This window comes from Acidovorax sp. ST3 (assembly GCF_003231145.1).
Classification (GTDB): Bacteria; Pseudomonadota; Gammaproteobacteria; order Burkholderiales; family Burkholderiaceae_C; genus Acidovorax.
The window spans coordinates 112098-128268 of record NZ_QKVP01000004.1 but is presented as its reverse complement, the minus strand read 5'-3'; the positions used below and the strand labels follow the sequence as shown (position 1 = coordinate 128268).

Sequence of the window (16171 nt, the reverse complement as noted above, 5' to 3'; positions counted from 1 at the left end):
GATCACTTGCAGCTGAAGCTGCTTGCGCTCTCCACATCCCCCGTGCCGTTGTAGCGTGCCACCTTGGGGTACACGCACAGCGGCCGGGTGCGGTTAGCGGACCAGCTGGCGGGCAGCTCGGTGTTGACCACATTGGCGCCTGCGCCGCGTGCCTTGGCGGTGACGCTGTCGGGGGCCTTGCCTTGTTCCACCCAGGCCACCAGCGGGGCCAGCATGTCGAACTGGTCGGTGGCGGGGCCGCCGGAGCAGTGGTTCATGCCGGGCACCAGGAACAGGCGGGCAAAGGCGTCGGCCTTGCCGCTGTGGTTGGCCTGCAGGCGGTCCATCCAGTTGGCGGTGTCCATGGGCGAGAACACGCCGTCGGCCACGCCGTGGAAGACGATCATCTTGGCGCCCCGGTTCTTCAGGGCGCTCAGGTCAGCTTCGTTGGGCGGGGTCATGTATGACCAGGGCGACTCGGCGTATTGCGCGTTGGTGGCGAACATCTTGGGGTAGTCCGTCTCCATGCTGAAGTTCAGCGCGTACTGCATGCCGGGGATGGCGGTGAACGCTGCCACGGTGGATGGGGGCGAGGTGAAGATGAAGGCCACCGCACCGGCGTCACGCGTGGCGGGGGCGCCAAAATGCCACGATGCAAAGTTGGCGCCGGCAACGCCGGGGTCCCACCAGGTGCCGGCGTACTGCGCTTCGCCCTTGCTGTTCTTGGGGCCGGCAAAGATGCTGGCCAGCACGCCCTTTTGCTCGCTGGTGATGCAGCTGCCGTCGCGGGCGCCGGTGCAGGTGGGCACGTCGGTCTGCAGGTTGAAGGCGGCCTGGCAGGCGGCCACGTCGTTGACCTGGCCGTCTGTGGCGCCGTCCAGCGCGTCGCACTTGGCGACGATCTTGCTGCTGATGAGCTTGAACTCGGCCGGGCTCACGGCGGTGGTCAGGTCGGGCAGGCCGCTGGCGTCTTTGGTGGATACCTTGGCGTATTGCTGGGCCTTCCACAGCTGCGTGGTGGCGGCTTTGGGCAGGTGAAAGCCGGGGTTGCCCGCCAGGATGCCGTCGTACTGGTCGGCATAGCGCGATGCGCCCACCATGGCGTGGCGGCCGCCGTTGGAGCAGCCGGCCAGGTACGAGCGGTCGGGCGCCTTGCCGTAAGCGCTCTTAATCAGGTTCTTGGCCATGGGGGTGAGGGTGCCCACGGCCTGGTAGCCGTAGTCCAGCCGGGCCTGCGGGTCCACGCCAAAGAAGGGCGTGGGCGCGCCGTGGCCTGCGTCAGAGCTGAGCACCGCAAAGCCTTGCACCAGGGCGGGCGCCACGGGGGCGCCACCGCTCACCGAACCCAACGCGGTGACCACGCTGCCATCCAGGCCGCCGTTGGCCTGGTGCAGAAAGCGGCCGTTCCACTCTACGGGCAGGCGCATTTCAAAACCGATGGCGTAGCTGGCGCCGTCCACGGGGCCGGTGCGCTCTTTCATCTTGCCTTTGACGAGGCAGTGCGCAGGCGCCTGGGTGGTCACGCCCTGCACGGTGATGGGGCCTGCGGGCACCTGTTCGGCCGAGGTGATGCGTGTGTCGGGCAACGCCAGGCTGCTGGCCAGCGTGGCGCACGACTGCAGGGTGGCCGGTGTGGCGGCGGAGAGCTGGGGCAGGGCGGCATCGGACGAGCCGCCGCAGCCCATGAGCAAGGCGGCGGCTGCGGCCGAGAGCGCCAGGGGTTGGTGGGCACGCATCCGGTTTCTTCTCATCTTCAAGCGCATGGTGTTGTCTCCTATGATTTTTCGAGGCGCAGGACAGCCCTCAGCGCGGCCTCAACACGCTGTGGGAGGGAGATCGATGGAAGGTGTTTTGCTACTGAATCAGGAGCTGCTGGCGCATATGGTTCATGCGCTTGCGGCCTCCTGGGGCCTGAACTCAAACGCCTGGGCAATGCGCTGGCGAAGGATGGTGGTGCGCAGGTCGAATTCGGGCAGCACCCACTGGGCGAAGGCCTGGGCGGGTGGGGTCCAGCGGTCTGTGGCACCGGTGGACTGATCAGCGCGGTGGGGGCGGGCGGCGCCGATCTGGGCCCAGGCCCATTCCAGCAGCACCAGCGCCACGGCGCGCAGGTAGTCGTCGGCCACCCAGTACGGCAGTTCGGGGTCGGACTGGGCGGCAATCGCCAGGGTCTGCGTGATCTCGACCAGCGCATGGCGGCGCGCGCTGGCGGCGGCGCTGGGGGCTGCGCCGGGCAGGCTGCCCAGCAGGGCGCCCAGGCCCTGGCCGCCATCGGCCAGCACCTTGCGCACCAGCAGGTCGATGGCCTGGATCTCGTTGGTGCCCTCGTAGATCATGGCCACACGCGCGTCGCGCACGATCTGCTCGATGCCCCATTCACGCACATAGCCGTGGCCGCCAAACACCTGCAGGCAGGCGCTGGCGCCGTGGAAGGCCTGGTCGGTGAGCGCGGCTTTGAGCACGGGCGTGACCAGCGCGCACCAGCGCTGTGCGGCAGCGCGTTCGCCCGCGTCGGTGCTGTGTTTGGCCGCATCGAGCTGCAGGGCCGTGTGGTACGCCAGCACGCGGCCGCCGTCGATCCACGCGCGCTGCGTGTGCAGGATGCGGCGGATGGCGGGGTGGTCTTGAATGAGGCTGGTGTCCTTGGCGCCGGGGGCGCGCATCTGGCGGCGCTCGGCGGCGTAGGCGCTGGCCTTTTGCCACGCGGCCTCCAGCAGGCCGATGCCTTGCAGGCCCACGTGCAGGCGTGCGGCGTTCATCATCACGAACATGGCGTTCAGGCCCTTGTTGGGCTCGCCCACCAGCCAGCCGGTGGCGTCGTCAAAGCGCATCACGCAGGTGGGGCTGCCGTGCAGGCCCATCTTTTCTTCGATGCGTTCGCAGACCACGGCATTGCGTGTTCCATCCTTAAGCACCTTGGGCACCAGGAACAGCGACAGGCCCTTGGGCCCCGCCGGTGCATCGGGCAAGCGCGCCAGCACCAGGTGCACGATGTTGTCCGTCAGGTCGTGCTCGCCGCCAGAGATAAAGATCTTGCTGCCGTTCACCCGCGCGCTGCCGTCGGGCTGGGGCACGCCGCGTGTGCGCACCATTCCCAGGTCGCTGCCCGCGTGGGCTTCGGTCAGGCACATGGTGGCCAGCCATTCGCCGGTGGCGACCTTCTCCAGGTACTGGGCCTTGAGTGCGTCGCTGGCGTGGTGCTTGATGCATTCGTACGCGCCGTGCAGCAGGCCGGGGGCCATGGTCCAGCCGTGGTTGGCACCGGCCAGCCATTCAAACAGCACACACTCCAGCACCGCAGGCAGGCCCTGGCCGCCATCGTCGGGTGCGCAAGACAGCGACGGCCAGCCCGCCTGCCAGAAGGCCTGGTACGCATCGCGAAAACCTGCGGGGGTGTGCACCTGCCCGCCGTCAAAGCGGCAGCCTTCTTCGTCGCCGCTGCGCTGCAGCGGGGCGATGGCGCTGTCCACAAACTTGGCCGCCTCGTCGAGCACCTGGGCCGCCAGGTCGCCGTCGGTATCCACAAACGGTGCCAGGCCCTGCCAGCGCGTGGGCGCCTTCAGCACGGTGGTCAGCAGGTGCTGGATGTCGGCAAGGGTCTGGCGGGCTTGCATGGTTTGCTCTCTTATTAGTAGCTGTTTGCGCTTGATGGTTGGGCGCTAGCGGCTGTTTCTTTTATTTTTTGCCATGCGGCGGCCCGGACTGGGGTGCCAGTCCGGACCTGCGGCGCAGGGGAAATCAGGACTCTGCGGTGAAGCCGATCTTCTTGATCAGTGGGCCCCAGCTGTCGTACTCGGCCTTTTGCCAGCGGGCCTGTTCTTCAGGGGTGGAGCCATGGGGCATCAGGCCCACGATGGCCAAGCTGTCGATGACCGACTTTTCCTTCAGCGCGGCGTTGATGGCGGCGTTGGCAGCGGCAATCACGGGCTTGGGCGTGGCGGCCGGGGCGTAGAAGCCAAACCATTCTTCAGTGGTCAGCTCAGGGAAGCCCTGTTCGGCAAACGTGGGCACATCCGGCACGTAGATGGAGCGCTTGGGGCCCGAGGTGGCCAGGATGCGCAGCTTGCCGGCCTTGTAGTTGGCGATGAAGTCGCCGTGCGGCGTGACCATGGCAGCCACCTGGCCGCCCACCACGTCCGTCACGCCAGGGATGGAGCCACGGTAAGGCACATGGCGCAGGTCCACACCGCTGTTGATGCCCAGCAGTGCGCCCAGGAAGTGGGGCGTGGAGCCCGCGCCGGGCGAGCCGTAGCTGGCGTCCTTGGGGTTGGCCTTGGCCCAGGCCAGGAAGTCCTTCACGTTCTTCACGCTGGCGGGCACCATGGGGCCCACAGCCAGGCCGTGGTGCATGATGGCTGCGATCGACACGGGCGCGAAGTCCTTGTCGGTGTAGTTCATCTTGCTGTAGATGTGCGGGTAGTTGGCCAGGGCCGATACCTGCGCCACGGCCAGCACCGAGCCGTCGGCGGGCGCAGCTTTGAGCGTCTCCAGCGCAATGCGGCCGCCTGCGCCGGGCTTGTTTTCCACCACGCCAGGGTTCTTGCTGAACGCGCTGCCAGCCCACTTCTCGGCCACGCGGCGGGCCACGGTGTCGCCCGAGCTGCCGGCGGGGAAGCCGAAGTACACCTTCACCTGGTCCACCTGGGCGTGGGCGGCAAAGGGGTGGAAGGCGCCCAGCGCGGCGCTGGCGCCAAGGGCCTGAACAAATTGACGGCGGGTGGTGGTCATGCTGATGTCTCCTGGTGTGTGTCTGACGGAAATCTCGGGGGTCAAGCTGGAGCGCTTTCGCGCCCTCTTGTTATTTACTGATGTGTGGCGCTGATCGTTTACCGGGGCGCCATGCGCAGGGCGCCATCCAGGCGAATGACTTCGCCGTTCAGGTGGCCGTTGGTCACGATATGGCAAGCCAGCTCGGCAAACTCTTCGGGTTTGCCCAGGCGTGGCGGGAAGGGGATGCTGGCCGCTAGCGACTGTTGCACTGCCTCGGGCAGCTCTTTCATCAGCGGCGTGGCAAACAGGCCGGGCGCCACAGTGCACACGCGGATGGCGTGCTGCGCCAGGTCGCGCGCCATGGGCAGCGTCATGCCGGCCAGGCCCGCCTTGGAGGCGCTGTAGGCCTGCTGGCCCACCTGACCGTCAAAGGCCGCGACAGAGGCGGTGAACATCATCACGCCGCGCTCGCCGTTGTCCAGCGTGGGCAGCTTGCTGCAGGCAGCGGCAAACAGGCGGCTCACGTTGTAGCTGCCAATGAGGTTGATGTTGATCACGCGCACAAAGTCCTCGAGCGGCGCGGCGCTGCCGTCGCGCTGCACCACACGCTTGGCACTGCCAATGCCGGCCACGTTCATGAGGATGCGGGCGGGGCCGTGGGCGGCGGCGGCTTTCTCCAGCGCAGCGGTCACGCTGGCGGCGTCGGTGATGTCGCAGGGGCAGGCTACGCCGCCGATGTCTGCCGCTACTTTCTCCGCAAGCTCGGCATTGCGGTCGAGCACGGCCACCTTGGCGCCCAGGCGGGCCAGTTCGCGTGCGGTGGCCTCGCCGAGGCCCGATGCGCCGCCGGTCACGAGGGCGGCTTGTCCTTGAATCTGCATGGTGGGTCTGTCCTGTTCGAGGTGTGGGGTTCAGGCGCCGGGCTTGAGGATGCCCGGTGCCGTGTCGTCGTGCAAGGCCGTGACGAGCGCATCGCGGTGCTTGAGCACGGCGCGCTGGTTGACAGAGCCCTTGTCGGTGATCTCGCCCTTGTCGATGGACGGTGGCTCGGCCATCAGCAGCGCGCGGGCCACGCGGCTGGCGCTGCCGGTGGCCTCGCGGGCCAGCTCGTCCAGCACGGCTTCGATGCGCTGGCGCACGGCGGGGTGGGCCACCACGTCGGCCCAGGGAGCGTCCGCGCCCAGGCCGGCCACTTCGCGGCAGGCGGGGGAGGGGAACAGCAGTGCGCCGACTTCCTTCATGTTCAGGCCGGTGAGCACCACGTCCTGGATGTAGGGCGCGCCCGCCACGATGATCTTGGCGCGCATGGGGCCCACGCTCACGAAGGTACCGGTGGAGAGCTTGAAGTCCTCGGCAATGCGGCCGTCAAACGCCAGGCCGCGGTGGATGTTGTTCTCGTCGATCCACTTCACGGCGTCGCCGGTGCACAGGTAGCCTTCGTCGTCAAACGCATCGCGTGTGGCGGCATCGGAGCGCCAGTAGCCGGGCGTGACGTTGGGGCCGCGGTAGCGCACCTCGGTCTTGCCATCCACCTCCACCAGCTTGAGCACCATGCCGGGCACAGGCGCGCCGATGTGGCCGGAGCGCACGTCGGGGCTGTTGCAGAACATGGCCGAGGGCGCGGATTCGGTCATGCCGAGGCCGGTGCACATCACGATGCGCTCGCCAATGGCGGCCTCTTGCGTGGCGTGCAGGCTGTCCCACACGGGCTGGGCCAGGCCGGCGCCCGAGTAGAAGAACAGGCGCACGCGCGACAGCAGGTTGGCGCGCAGCTGGGCGTCGGTCTTCATCGCCTCGGCAATCATTTCAAAACCGGTGGGCACGTTGAAGTACACCGTGGGCGCGATCTCGCGCAGGTTGCGCAGGGTCTCGCCAATCAGCGCAGCGGTGGGCTTGCCGTCGTCGATGTACAGCGTGCCGCCGTGCATCATCGTGAGGCCGAAGTTGTGGTTGCTGCCAAAGGTGTGGTTCCATGGCAGCCAGTCCACCAGCACGGGCGATGCCTCGGCCAGCACCGGCAGCGACAGCGAGATCTGCTGCAGGTTGGCGCACCACATGCGCTGGGTGTTGATGACCGGCTTGGGCATCTTGGTGGAGCCGCTGGTGAACAGGAACTTCACGATGGTGCCGGGGCCGGTGGCGTGCATGGCAGCGTCCACCGCCGGGGTGGCGGTGGTGTGGCGCAGGCTCTGGAACGTGCCGGCCTTGCGGCCCTCCAGCGCGCCCTGGGCCAGGATCACTTCGACATCGGCCGCCACGGTGGCCGCAATGGCCTTGCCGTAGCGTGCGCCGTCGGCGGCAAACACCAGGCCGGGGGTGAGGGTGTCGATGACGTGGCGCAGCTTGTCGTAGTCCTGGCTCACGGTGGCGTAGGCGGGCGACACGGGGCAGTAGGGCACCCCGGCGTAGATGCAGCCCAGCGCCAGCAGCGCGTGCTCAATCGTGTTCTCGCTCAGCACCACCACCGGGCGCTCGGCGTTCAGGCCGCGGTCCAGCAGGGCCTGGCCGATGCTGCGCGCGGCGTCCAGCGCCTGGGCGTAGCTCACATGCTGCCAGTCACCCGTCTTGCCGCCGGGCAGTTGCTCGCGGCGTGCCAGAAAGCTGTGGTCGGGCGTGGTCTCGGCCCAGTGCACCAGGTAGTCCGTCACGCGGCGGGCAAAGGCGCCCAGGGGCAGGTCCGCCTGCAGGTAACGCACGCCCGGCGCACCTTCACGCAGGCTGACGCGGGTCACGCCGAAGGTCACGGGGCGGTAGCGGGCCGGGGCGGTGGGGGTGGAGAGGTCGCTCATAGGGGTTCCAGCAGGGGCAAGGGGTGACTGGGGGCGGGCTCAGTCCTTGCGGACCTTGGCGGCGCGGCCTTCCAGGAAGTCGGCGAGGCGGGACTTGGCTTCGGGCGCGCTCTGGGCGATGGCCGCCATCATGGCTTCGGTGAAGAAGCCCTGGTCGGCGGGCTGCTCGGCAATGCGGGGCAGGGCGTGCATCAGCGCGTAGTTGGTCAGCGGGGCGTTCTGCGCCACGCGCACGGCCAGCTCGAAGGCCTTGGCAAAGGCCTGGCCTTCGGGCACGAGGTACTGGGCAAAGCCGACCTTTTCGCCGTCCTGCGCGTTGTAGACGCGGCCGGTGAGCATCATGTCCGTCATGCGCGCAGCGCCGATGAGCTTGGGAATGCGCACCGCGCCGCCGCCGCCCACGAAGATGCCGCGCGAGCCCTCGGGCAGCGCGTAGAAGGTGGACTCGTCGGCCACACGGATGTGGCAGGCGCTGGCCAGCTCCAGCCCGCCGCCCACCACGGCGCCGTGCAGCGCAGCGATGACCGGCACGGGGCCGTACTGCACACGCTCCAGCGCGGCGTGCCACATGCGCGAGTGGTGCAGGCCCTGGCCGGCGTCGCGTTCTTTGAGCTCCGACAGGTCCAGACCGGCGCAGAAATGGGGGCCGTCGCCATCGATGACAGCGGCGCGCACGGTGCTGGGCATTTTCTCGAACAGGTCGCGCAGCGCGAGGATCAGGCCGTCGTTCAGTGCGTTGCGCTTGGCCGCGCGGGTCAGGCGGATCACGGCCACTTCCTGGTGGTCGCCGCGCAGCTCGAAATGGATGTCTGGATGGGTCATAGAGGCTTTCGTGTTGGTTGAATTGTGGTTATAGTTCATAACCAATTCAAGCAAGCCAAGCCCGTTTTTTATTGGTGTTTACCCTTGATCTGCGTCACGCGCCGTGGCGCATGCTGGGGGTTTGACGCCGCACCGGCGGGCGCCAACCCAGGAGACACGCATGGACCACGCCAATCTGATCGCCATCGACATCCACACCCACGCCGAGGTGAGCTGCTGGAACCCGTTTGACAACTACGGCGAGGAATACGACCGCGCCGCCGACAAGTACTTCAAGAACGGCCGCCGCCCCACCATTGCCGAAACGGTGGCCTACTACCGCGAGCAGAAGATTGGCCTGGTGATGTTCACGGTGGACGCCGAGTCCAAGATGGGCCGCCGCCGCATCCCCAACGAAGAGATCGCCGAGGCCGCCAAGGCCAACAGCGACATGATGACGGCCTTCGCCAGCATCGACCCGCACAAGGGCAAGATGGGCGCGCGCGAGGCCCGCCGCCTGATCGAGGAGTTCGGCATCAAGGGCTTCAAGTTCCACCCCACGGTGCAGGCCTACCACCCCTACGACAAGATGGCCTGGCCCATCTACGAGGTGATTGCCGAATACGGCATGCCCGCCATCTTCCACACCGGCCACAGCGGCATCGGCAGCGGCATGCGCTGCGGCGGCGGCCTGCGGCTGGAATACAGCAACCCCATGCACCTGGATGATGTGGCCATCGACTTCCCCGACATGCAGATCGTGATGGCCCACCCCAGCTTTCCGTGGCAGGACGAGGCGCTGTCGGTCGCCACGCACAAGCCCAATGTCTGGATCGACCTGTCGGGCTGGAGTCCCAAGTATTTTCCGAAGCAGCTGGTGCAGTACGCCAACACGCTGCTGAAGGACCGCGTGCTGTTCGGCAGCGACTACCCGCTGATCACCCCCGAGCGCTGGATGAAGGACTTCCAGGAAGCGGGCTTCAAGCCCGAGGTGATGCCCGGCATCCTGAAGGGCAACGCCGTGCGCTTGCTGGGGCTGGACAAGGCCCCGGCGACTTCGGCACCGGCTGCCTGACGCACGGCAACGGGCGGTGGCTGCCCGCTCAGTCGTAGACTTTTTGCAGCAGCCGGATCAGCGTCTTGCGCTCGGCCGCCGTCAGGCGGTGGGTGGCGTCTTCTTCCAGTTGCGCGGCCGTCTGCTCGGCCTGCGCGGTCAATTCGACCCCGGCGGGCGTCAGGTGCACGCCCATGGCACGCCCGTCGCTGGGGTGTGGACGGCGCTCGATCAGGCCGCGCCGTTCCAGTGCCGCAATCAAGCCCACCATGTTGGGCGGCAGCACGCTGAGCGTGGCGCACAGCTGGCGCGAGGTGATGCCCGGGTTGTGCGCCACCAGCGACAGCACCGAGAAATCCACCACCTTCAGGTCGTACACAGCCATGCGTTCCATGAACACGGCAATGATGGACAGCGCCGCGCGACGCGTGTTGTAGCCCACCAGCGTGCGCAAAAAGCCGGTGTCCACGGGCTCGCTGGCGGGCGCTGCAGTGTCTGCAGGGGCGGGAACCGAGGGGGATTTCTTGGAGGAACGGACGCTGGACATGGGGGGAGATTGTGCCGGGCGCCCGGGCCCCCGCGACCGGCCCGCAGTGCCCGCTAGGTGCTGCGGCGCCTCTTTTTGATCGAAATCAGCCGCATGCGCTAGTGAAACATGCGCCAGGTGCTATCAATTTGATATTACCTGCGCCACCGCTCCGGTTGGGCGTGCCGCGCCGTCCGCGCCGCTCATGCCGGGCTACGCAGTACGCGGCGGTATTGCACGGCCTCGGCTACGTGGCTGACCTCGGTGGTGGGCGCGCCCGCCAGGTCGGCGATGGTGCGCGCCACCTTCAGCGCCCGGTGCGTGCTGCGGGCCGACCAGCCCAGGCGCGCGGCAGCGGTGTTGAGGAACTTGGCAGCCGCATCATCCAGGTGCAGGTGGGCGTCGATGGCTTGGCCCTGCAGCGCCTGATTGGTGCAGCCTTGGCGTGCCAGGGCCAGGGCGCGGGCCTGCTCCACCCGGGCGCGGATGCTGGCGGTGGATTCGCCCGCAGCCGCCTGCACCAGTTGCTCGGCGGGCAGGGCGGGCACCTCCAAATGCAGGTCGATGCGGTCCAGCAGCGGGCCGCTGAGCTTGGCCTGGTAGCGGTGGACCTGGTCGGGTGTGCAGCGGCAGGCGCGCTGGGTGGAGCCCAGAAAGCCGCAGGGGCACGGGTTCATGGCCGCAATCATCTGGCATCATGAGACGTAACTATGAACCATTCAAAAGCTATTTCGTACGCCCGCTTTAGCTCAGGCAAGCAAGGTAAGGGTTCCACATTACAACGGCAATTGGGAGCCTTCCATGATTGGTTGGCGAGACACCCCATGTACGTCGAGTCGACCTTGTCGCAAGTTGACCAAGGAGTGTCTGGCTACACAAGTGAAAACTTGGAAGAAGGACGAGGTCTAAACGTCATTCTTGATTATGTGGAGAAAGGGGCAATAGCTCCTGGCGATGCAATTGTTGTTGAAGCTATAGATCGGCTCGGGCGCTCCGACTTTGTCACTATGTTGGGAGTGGTGATCAAATTGCTACAGGCAGGGGTATCTATAGTTACCTTGGAAGATAACAAGGTATATAACGAACAAAGTGTTAATACCCCAGATGCGTATACCCTTGTAGCCAAGATTCAGGCGGCTCATGAGTACAGCAAAAGGCTGGGTATGAGGGTGTCAGCTGCTTACGAAGCAAAGCGGGTTAAGGCCAGAAAGGGAGAAGACATTCGGATCTCGGTTCCCTTTTGGCTAAAAAGCGGTGGCACTGTAGAACCGGAAGCGGGTGATATTGTAAAACACGCAATTGAGATGTACCTTGCAGGTAAAGGTACGCGACATATCGCTAAGAATTTGCGTGGCCTTCATCCTTCTCTAGTAAATCTAAACCCTTCAACGCTGAAAAGATGGTTTAGCAATAAGGCACTAATTGGGACTTGGAAAAATAAGGGTGATCCAATAGATAACGTGTTCCAATCTCTTATAGATGAGCCTACTTTTGCGAGTCTCCAGCATGAATTAAAGCGACGGACTAGGACGCCCTCACCTGCCGAAAAGTACATTCTTAGCGGAATGGTCTGGTGTGAAGAATGCGGTACACGTTTCCAAACCAGAAGGCAGAAGCCAAAACCAACAATAAGCGCGCCTCTGGGTAGCCCGGCGTACTTGAAAAAGCCCCCGATTCTCTACTTGAACTGCAGGAACTATCTACAAAAGGCGGCTTGCGATAACTCGACTACTTGGCCCTATGAGGTGCTTTATTTCATCTATCGCAGAGTAGCAATAGACGCGTTAGTCGACGTTGCTGTGGGTTTAGCCCTTGATGTAAGAGCGAAGGATCTGCAGGCACTCATTGTGAAAAAGGAGGACCTAGTAAGTCTTCAGGAAAGCAGTGAGCAGCTCTACACCGCAACCAGAAAACAGAAGCATCTCGACGATGTCAAAGCGCATCAACAAAAAATTGACGCAATTGAGCTGGAAATAAAGCGCTTAACTGAAAGCCTGGAAAAGCAGGCGACGCTTGATGCTGAAGAAGTTGAGGATTCAATGCCGCAATTCGATAATCAAATGGAGTTGCAAAGAGAGCGAGTACAAGATGAGATAGAAAAACTGACAAAGAAGCCGGAAGATGAATTAGCACATCTGCTGAAACGATACATCAAAATTTCTATCAAGCGAAAACAAGCCTCAACTGCATACGATGAATTTGCTTATGAATTGTTAAGCAGAAGCCAGAAACATGCATGCTATTTAATCTCTTCCGAAAGTCCGGACACTAGCATGCGCTTTCACGCAATTGGAAAGGGTGGAAATGAGATTGCCACCGCTGATTCTTTGGAAAAATTAAAACAAAAACTGGAAAAGGGATTAGACAACTAGGCTGTGGGTGAGGCAATAAAAAAGCAGGATATTGAAATATCTTTACCTATACAGCAGCCGCACAGTAGCGTTTGACAGTAGATGCGCTGATGTCGTAATGAGCAGCGGTCTCCGCGATACTTGCTTTGTTCAAAAGTCTCCAGTTCTTTACTGTCGCTGCATCGGCGGCACTTGGACGACCAAGACTAAATTTTCCGTTCTGGGTTCTTCCCGTGCTCGCTATGAGCGCCTGGGCACGTTCTCTTCCCAATCTAGTACGCTCAATAATACGAGCGCGTTCCATATCAGCGATCTGAGCCAAGACTGCCAATATGAGCTCCCCAACGCCCGTGCCGAGACGCCCAAGGCCGTGAACTTCAAGTTCAACACCTTTTGCTAGTAGCAATCTCACCGTTGATTGGACGTCGATTGCATCCCTGCCCAGCCTGTCAATTGCATAGACGTGGAGTGAATCGCCGCGTCGGATATACGCAAACAACTCTTTGAAGCCGGGACGCTCCAATGCAGGGACTGAGCCTGAGATTCCAACATCGGAAAATTCAACATCGAACACTGAATTCAGCGCCTGTCTTTGACATTCAATGTTTTGATCCAGTGTCGACACTCGGTAATATGCAATTCTTTGACTCATGGTAAGGCTCAAAAGTTACCCATGAATTTTGCGCCTAGATCAAAAATAGATCAACTAAGTTTTGGTCTATCAGTTCGGTTCAATTCGTGAATGGAGCAAAAGCTACAACATTTGACCTAGTGCCTCCCCGATAGTCCGCAGCTAGAGTGCCGAGAAAAGAGTCACCCCTCTGCTGGCATCGAGCGGGCTAGAGGGTTACAACGCCTATTGGGTTATAAAACCTGCTAAAACAATCCATGACAATGCTACTCAAGAACCTCGCGATCGGCGGATACCGAAGCTTTGGAAAAGAAATTCAATATTTTGAAAGGTTCGATAAGATAAATTTGTTCATCGGGCAAAACAATGCCGGGAAATCAAACGTCCTTAGATTTATTGACGATGTCATAGCGGCGCGTGAGGGACAAATGAGAATAATAAATGACCCATTGGCTAGGCATCTTCCTGATATACCGGAGATGTATATTGGGTTTATAGAAGAGTATTCTCCGACAGGCCGTGGTGACTACATCGTGAGCGAAAATCACCGCTTACTAAATGAGCACGCGGTTGATTCGGCTTTCGGTAAGAGCCTAGGGCACCTCTTTAAGATAAAAGCGGAAATTGACGGAACCAAATACGCTTGGAACTTCATTAATGTCCTATTCCAAGACAAGCCGCACGACTCCTGGCTAAAGGCATTCGCAGCACTGGAAGATAGCGAACTCCACCGCTTATGGGTAGGTACCTCACGTCAGTCAGGTGGAAGTCGGCAACACTGGGTTCCTGTATTTCATAGAACTATTACGCCTCGGCTCACCAAGCATCCTGTCCAAATCATTCCGGCTATTCGACAAATCGGAGATGGGGGCTCAGTATCCGAAGGCTTTGACGGGCTTGGAATTATTGATCGTCTCGCTAAACTACAAGATCCCGACGTGCACAATCAAGGACTACGAGAGAGATTTGGCGAAATTACCCGGTTCGTCCAAGTGGTGCTGGATAGCCCAAACGCTAAAATAAGCATTCCATATCAAAGAGACACCATCCTTGTCCATATGAATGGGAAAGTGCTCCCAATCGAATCTCTAGGTTCTGGAATTCATGAAGTCGTCATCATAGCCGCTGCGGCAACCACACTTTCGAACACTATTGTATGTATTGAAGAGCCTGAAATTCACCTTAACCCAATATTGCAAAAGAAGCTTTTGCGATACTTGAAGGATAAAACAACTAATCAATACTTCATTGCGACGCATTCGGCTGCGCTTATGGATACCGAAGGTGCAGAGATTTATCACGTAACGCAAACCAGTGGGGAATCGCGGGTTGAGAGAGTTACTTCGAATTCGAAGCGCTCCAACGTATGTGAAGATCTTGGATACCATCCGTCTGATATTTTGCAATCTAATTGCGTGATATGGGTTGAAGGACCATCGGATCGAATATATATCAATTATTGGATAAAGGCTAAGCATCCAAAACTAATCGAGGGCGTGCATTATAGTGTAATGTTCTACGGGGGGCGATTGGCCGCGCATGTCTCAAATCTAGATATAGATGAAGAGATTGAGGATTTTATATCGCTGAGAAGGTTAAATAGGCGTGGAGCGATATTAATTGATAGTGACAAAGACTCTCCCGGGGCCAGGATTAACACTACAAAAAGTCGTCTCAGGACCGAATTTGAACGTGATGCAGGAGTTGCGTGGATAACCGCTGGCAGGGAGGTTGAAAACTATGTTCCCGCCACTCAAATAGCACAAGCTTTAGCTGATGTGGCACCCAGATGTAAGCCATTAGCAAAGTATGGTAGATACGACAACACTTTGCGGCTACAAACATCAAAGGGAGAGACACAGGCGAATAAAGTAAAGGTCGCCAAATACGTCGTTGAAAATTTTGTTCCAGATTTCAGTTGTCTTGATTTGGACAAAAAAATCACTGAACTGGTGAGGTTTGTAGCAGAATCAAATAAAACACAGATATTAGGCTGAAGTCTGTAGTTGATTCAATTTATTAAAACTTGTGTTCGACGCAATGTTTGTGGGTATCTCGATTGTTAGATAGATACCATTATTCATGACGTCTCTGAGTTCAGGCTTTCGAGTTGTATAGCTCGCGATTGAGTCAGTCGAATAAGCTATACGACGCTCAAAATATAAATCAACTGGCGAGAGCACTGTTGAGTAGCCTCGGCCTAATGAGTGCTCCTGAGGAAGATCAAAGAAATCCAGCGCATATATCTCGCCAGAATAGCTAGGTGTACGCTTCTGGTGAAGTACGTCGAGGGCGTGTAAGAATAGCCGCTGCAAATCCGCATCAGTTGTCGAACTCTTAAGTTTGGCAATATGCGTTGCTCCATGAATTCGGCTTGCTATCTGATAAATAACCCAATAGATCGGGGTGTTTACTAGGTTGTGACGTTCCAACTCTTCTGCAAGAACCACAACAATTGGTGCGGGTTTCCCTTGCGGCATATGTAAGCGAAGTCCAAGTTCAGCCTTTATCTCCTGCAAGCGCTCAATAGTAGTTACCTCTTCGATATTCTCCTTATGCTTTCTCACCTCATTAATGAGTTTGGCATGGATTCCTGGTTTAAAAGTATTTTTCAGTAGGAAATTATCAAAATCTTTCTTGAGAAGCCTCTTTAGCTTATGGATAATGTCAGTTGCGGGTGAGAGTTCGTTGCAACTAAAATGAGGTTTAAGAATATTTTTGCAAATGCTTCTCCCTCTCCCATCAACGGCTTCCTCGCAGTTTCGACGAGACAAATTGTATTTTGCAGGGGCGATAACCAAGTTTGTGGGGTGAAGAAGGCCGATGTTTCTTTGATTGCCTCTAGCGCTAAATATGTGGCTAAGATGATATTCGCGAGTTGGCTTTCCTTTCTCGAAGCCATTGAATCGACTTGCAGTAGTTTTAAGTCTCAATAATGCGCTTAAATCTTCTTCCTTCAAACCTTGCAGAATCTGAACTGTCCCATGAGTTCTGATAGTTTGTAGTAGCCATCTGCCGAAGGACGACTTCAAAAATGAAGATATCCGCCTTGAAAGAAGTTTACTTTCTTTCGATAGCTCCGTAAGCTTGCGTCGATGCATGGATTGCTGGTGCTCCTTGCATTTTCTAGAGCAATAGATCTGATCGCTTCTTGACTGGGTGAATTTAGCTTTACATTGCAGACAACTCCTTGAATAATTCATTCAAACCTCCCTTTTTTATTAAAACTCCTTTGATTGATAGATTTTCTACGGACGCAGCACCGTTGCCTCCATTTGACAATGGATTACTGGAGTTGTATTCGTAGAGTAAATCGGCAGAAGAAATGCC

12 protein-coding genes and 1 pseudogene are annotated in these 16171 nt (G+C 59.8%); 3 read left to right on the top strand and 10 right to left on the bottom strand.

Annotated features, from left to right (window positions below; translation table 11 throughout):
• Positions 1 to 2: 2 nt before the first annotated feature.
• The 6 genes from DNK89_RS13285 to DNK89_RS13260 all read right to left on the bottom strand — a co-directional run bounded on the left by DNK89_RS13285 (position 3) and on the right by DNK89_RS13260 (position 8300).
• On the bottom strand, positions 3 to 1742 hold the full coding sequence (locus DNK89_RS13285) for a tannase/feruloyl esterase family alpha/beta hydrolase (protein WP_370220915.1): 1740 nt from the start codon (positions 1740 to 1742) through the stop codon (positions 3 to 5).
• Positions 1743 to 1865: 123 nt separating this feature from the next.
• Positions 1866 to 3593 carry an acyl-CoA dehydrogenase family protein gene (locus DNK89_RS13280; RefSeq protein ID WP_110960493.1) on the bottom strand — a complete coding sequence of 576 codons (1728 nt, stop codon included), beginning with the start codon at positions 3591 to 3593 and terminating at the stop codon, positions 1866 to 1868.
• Positions 3594 to 3717: 124 nt separating this feature from the next.
• Entirely contained in the window at positions 3718 to 4707 is a 990-nt protein-coding gene (locus DNK89_RS13275) for a Bug family tripartite tricarboxylate transporter substrate binding protein (RefSeq protein WP_056057208.1), read from the bottom strand.
• Between the two features lie 98 nt (positions 4708 to 4805).
• Positions 4806 to 5570: an SDR family NAD(P)-dependent oxidoreductase gene (locus DNK89_RS13270; RefSeq protein WP_056742222.1), complete on the bottom strand. Its 765-nt coding sequence runs from the start codon at positions 5568 to 5570 to the stop codon at positions 4806 to 4808.
• 30 nt (positions 5571 to 5600) lie between these two features.
• On the bottom strand, positions 5601 to 7478 hold the full coding sequence (locus DNK89_RS13265; protein WP_110960492.1) for a feruloyl-CoA synthase: 1878 nt from the start codon (positions 7476 to 7478) through the stop codon (positions 5601 to 5603).
• A 39-nt stretch (positions 7479 to 7517) separates the two neighbouring features.
• Complete coding sequence (locus tag DNK89_RS13260; protein WP_108626295.1) at positions 7518 to 8300, bottom strand: crotonase/enoyl-CoA hydratase family protein; 783 nt, start codon at positions 8298 to 8300, stop codon at positions 7518 to 7520.
• Between the two features lie 160 nt (positions 8301 to 8460).
• Here DNK89_RS13260 and DNK89_RS13255 point away from each other — a divergent pair, with 160 nt between their 5' ends.
• Positions 8461 to 9354, top strand: coding sequence for an amidohydrolase family protein (locus DNK89_RS13255; RefSeq protein WP_110960491.1), 894 nt, complete (start codon positions 8461 to 8463; stop codon positions 9352 to 9354).
• Between the two features lie 28 nt (positions 9355 to 9382).
• Here DNK89_RS13255 and DNK89_RS13250 read toward each other — a convergent pair whose 3' ends face one another.
• Entirely contained in the window at positions 9383 to 9880 is a 498-nt protein-coding gene (locus DNK89_RS13250; RefSeq protein ID WP_110960490.1) for a MarR family winged helix-turn-helix transcriptional regulator, read from the bottom strand.
• 182 nt (positions 9881 to 10062) lie between these two features.
• Positions 10063 to 10551: pseudogene (locus DNK89_RS13245) on the bottom strand (ATP-binding protein); the annotation flags it as partial.
• Positions 10552 to 10569: 18 nt separating this feature from the next.
• Here DNK89_RS13245 and DNK89_RS24750 point away from each other — a divergent pair.
• The gene (locus DNK89_RS24750) at positions 10570 to 12231 is read left to right on the top strand and encodes a recombinase family protein (protein ID WP_110960489.1); all 1662 of its coding nucleotides are present in this window, start codon (positions 10570 to 10572) and stop codon (positions 12229 to 12231) included.
• 46 nt (positions 12232 to 12277) lie between these two features.
• On the opposite strand, the gene DNK89_RS13235 is transcribed toward DNK89_RS24750, so the two are convergent.
• On the bottom strand, positions 12278 to 12862 hold the full coding sequence (locus DNK89_RS13235) for a recombinase family protein (RefSeq protein WP_110960488.1): 585 nt from the start codon (positions 12860 to 12862) through the stop codon (positions 12278 to 12280).
• A 236-nt stretch (positions 12863 to 13098) separates the two neighbouring features.
• Here DNK89_RS13235 and DNK89_RS13230 point away from each other — a divergent pair, with 236 nt between their 5' ends.
• Positions 13099 to 14838 (top strand): ATP-dependent endonuclease, encoded by a 1740-nt coding sequence (locus DNK89_RS13230; RefSeq protein ID WP_110960487.1) that lies wholly within the window; start codon positions 13099 to 13101, stop codon positions 14836 to 14838.
• On the opposite strand, the gene DNK89_RS24270 is transcribed toward DNK89_RS13230, so the two are convergent.
• Positions 14830 to 15942 carry a hypothetical protein gene (locus tag DNK89_RS24270; protein WP_153064287.1) on the bottom strand — a complete coding sequence of 371 codons (1113 nt, stop codon included), beginning with the start codon at positions 15940 to 15942 and terminating at the stop codon, positions 14830 to 14832. The genes DNK89_RS13230 and DNK89_RS24270 overlap by 9 nt on opposite strands.
• Between the last annotated feature and the right edge of the window lie 229 nt (positions 15943 to 16171).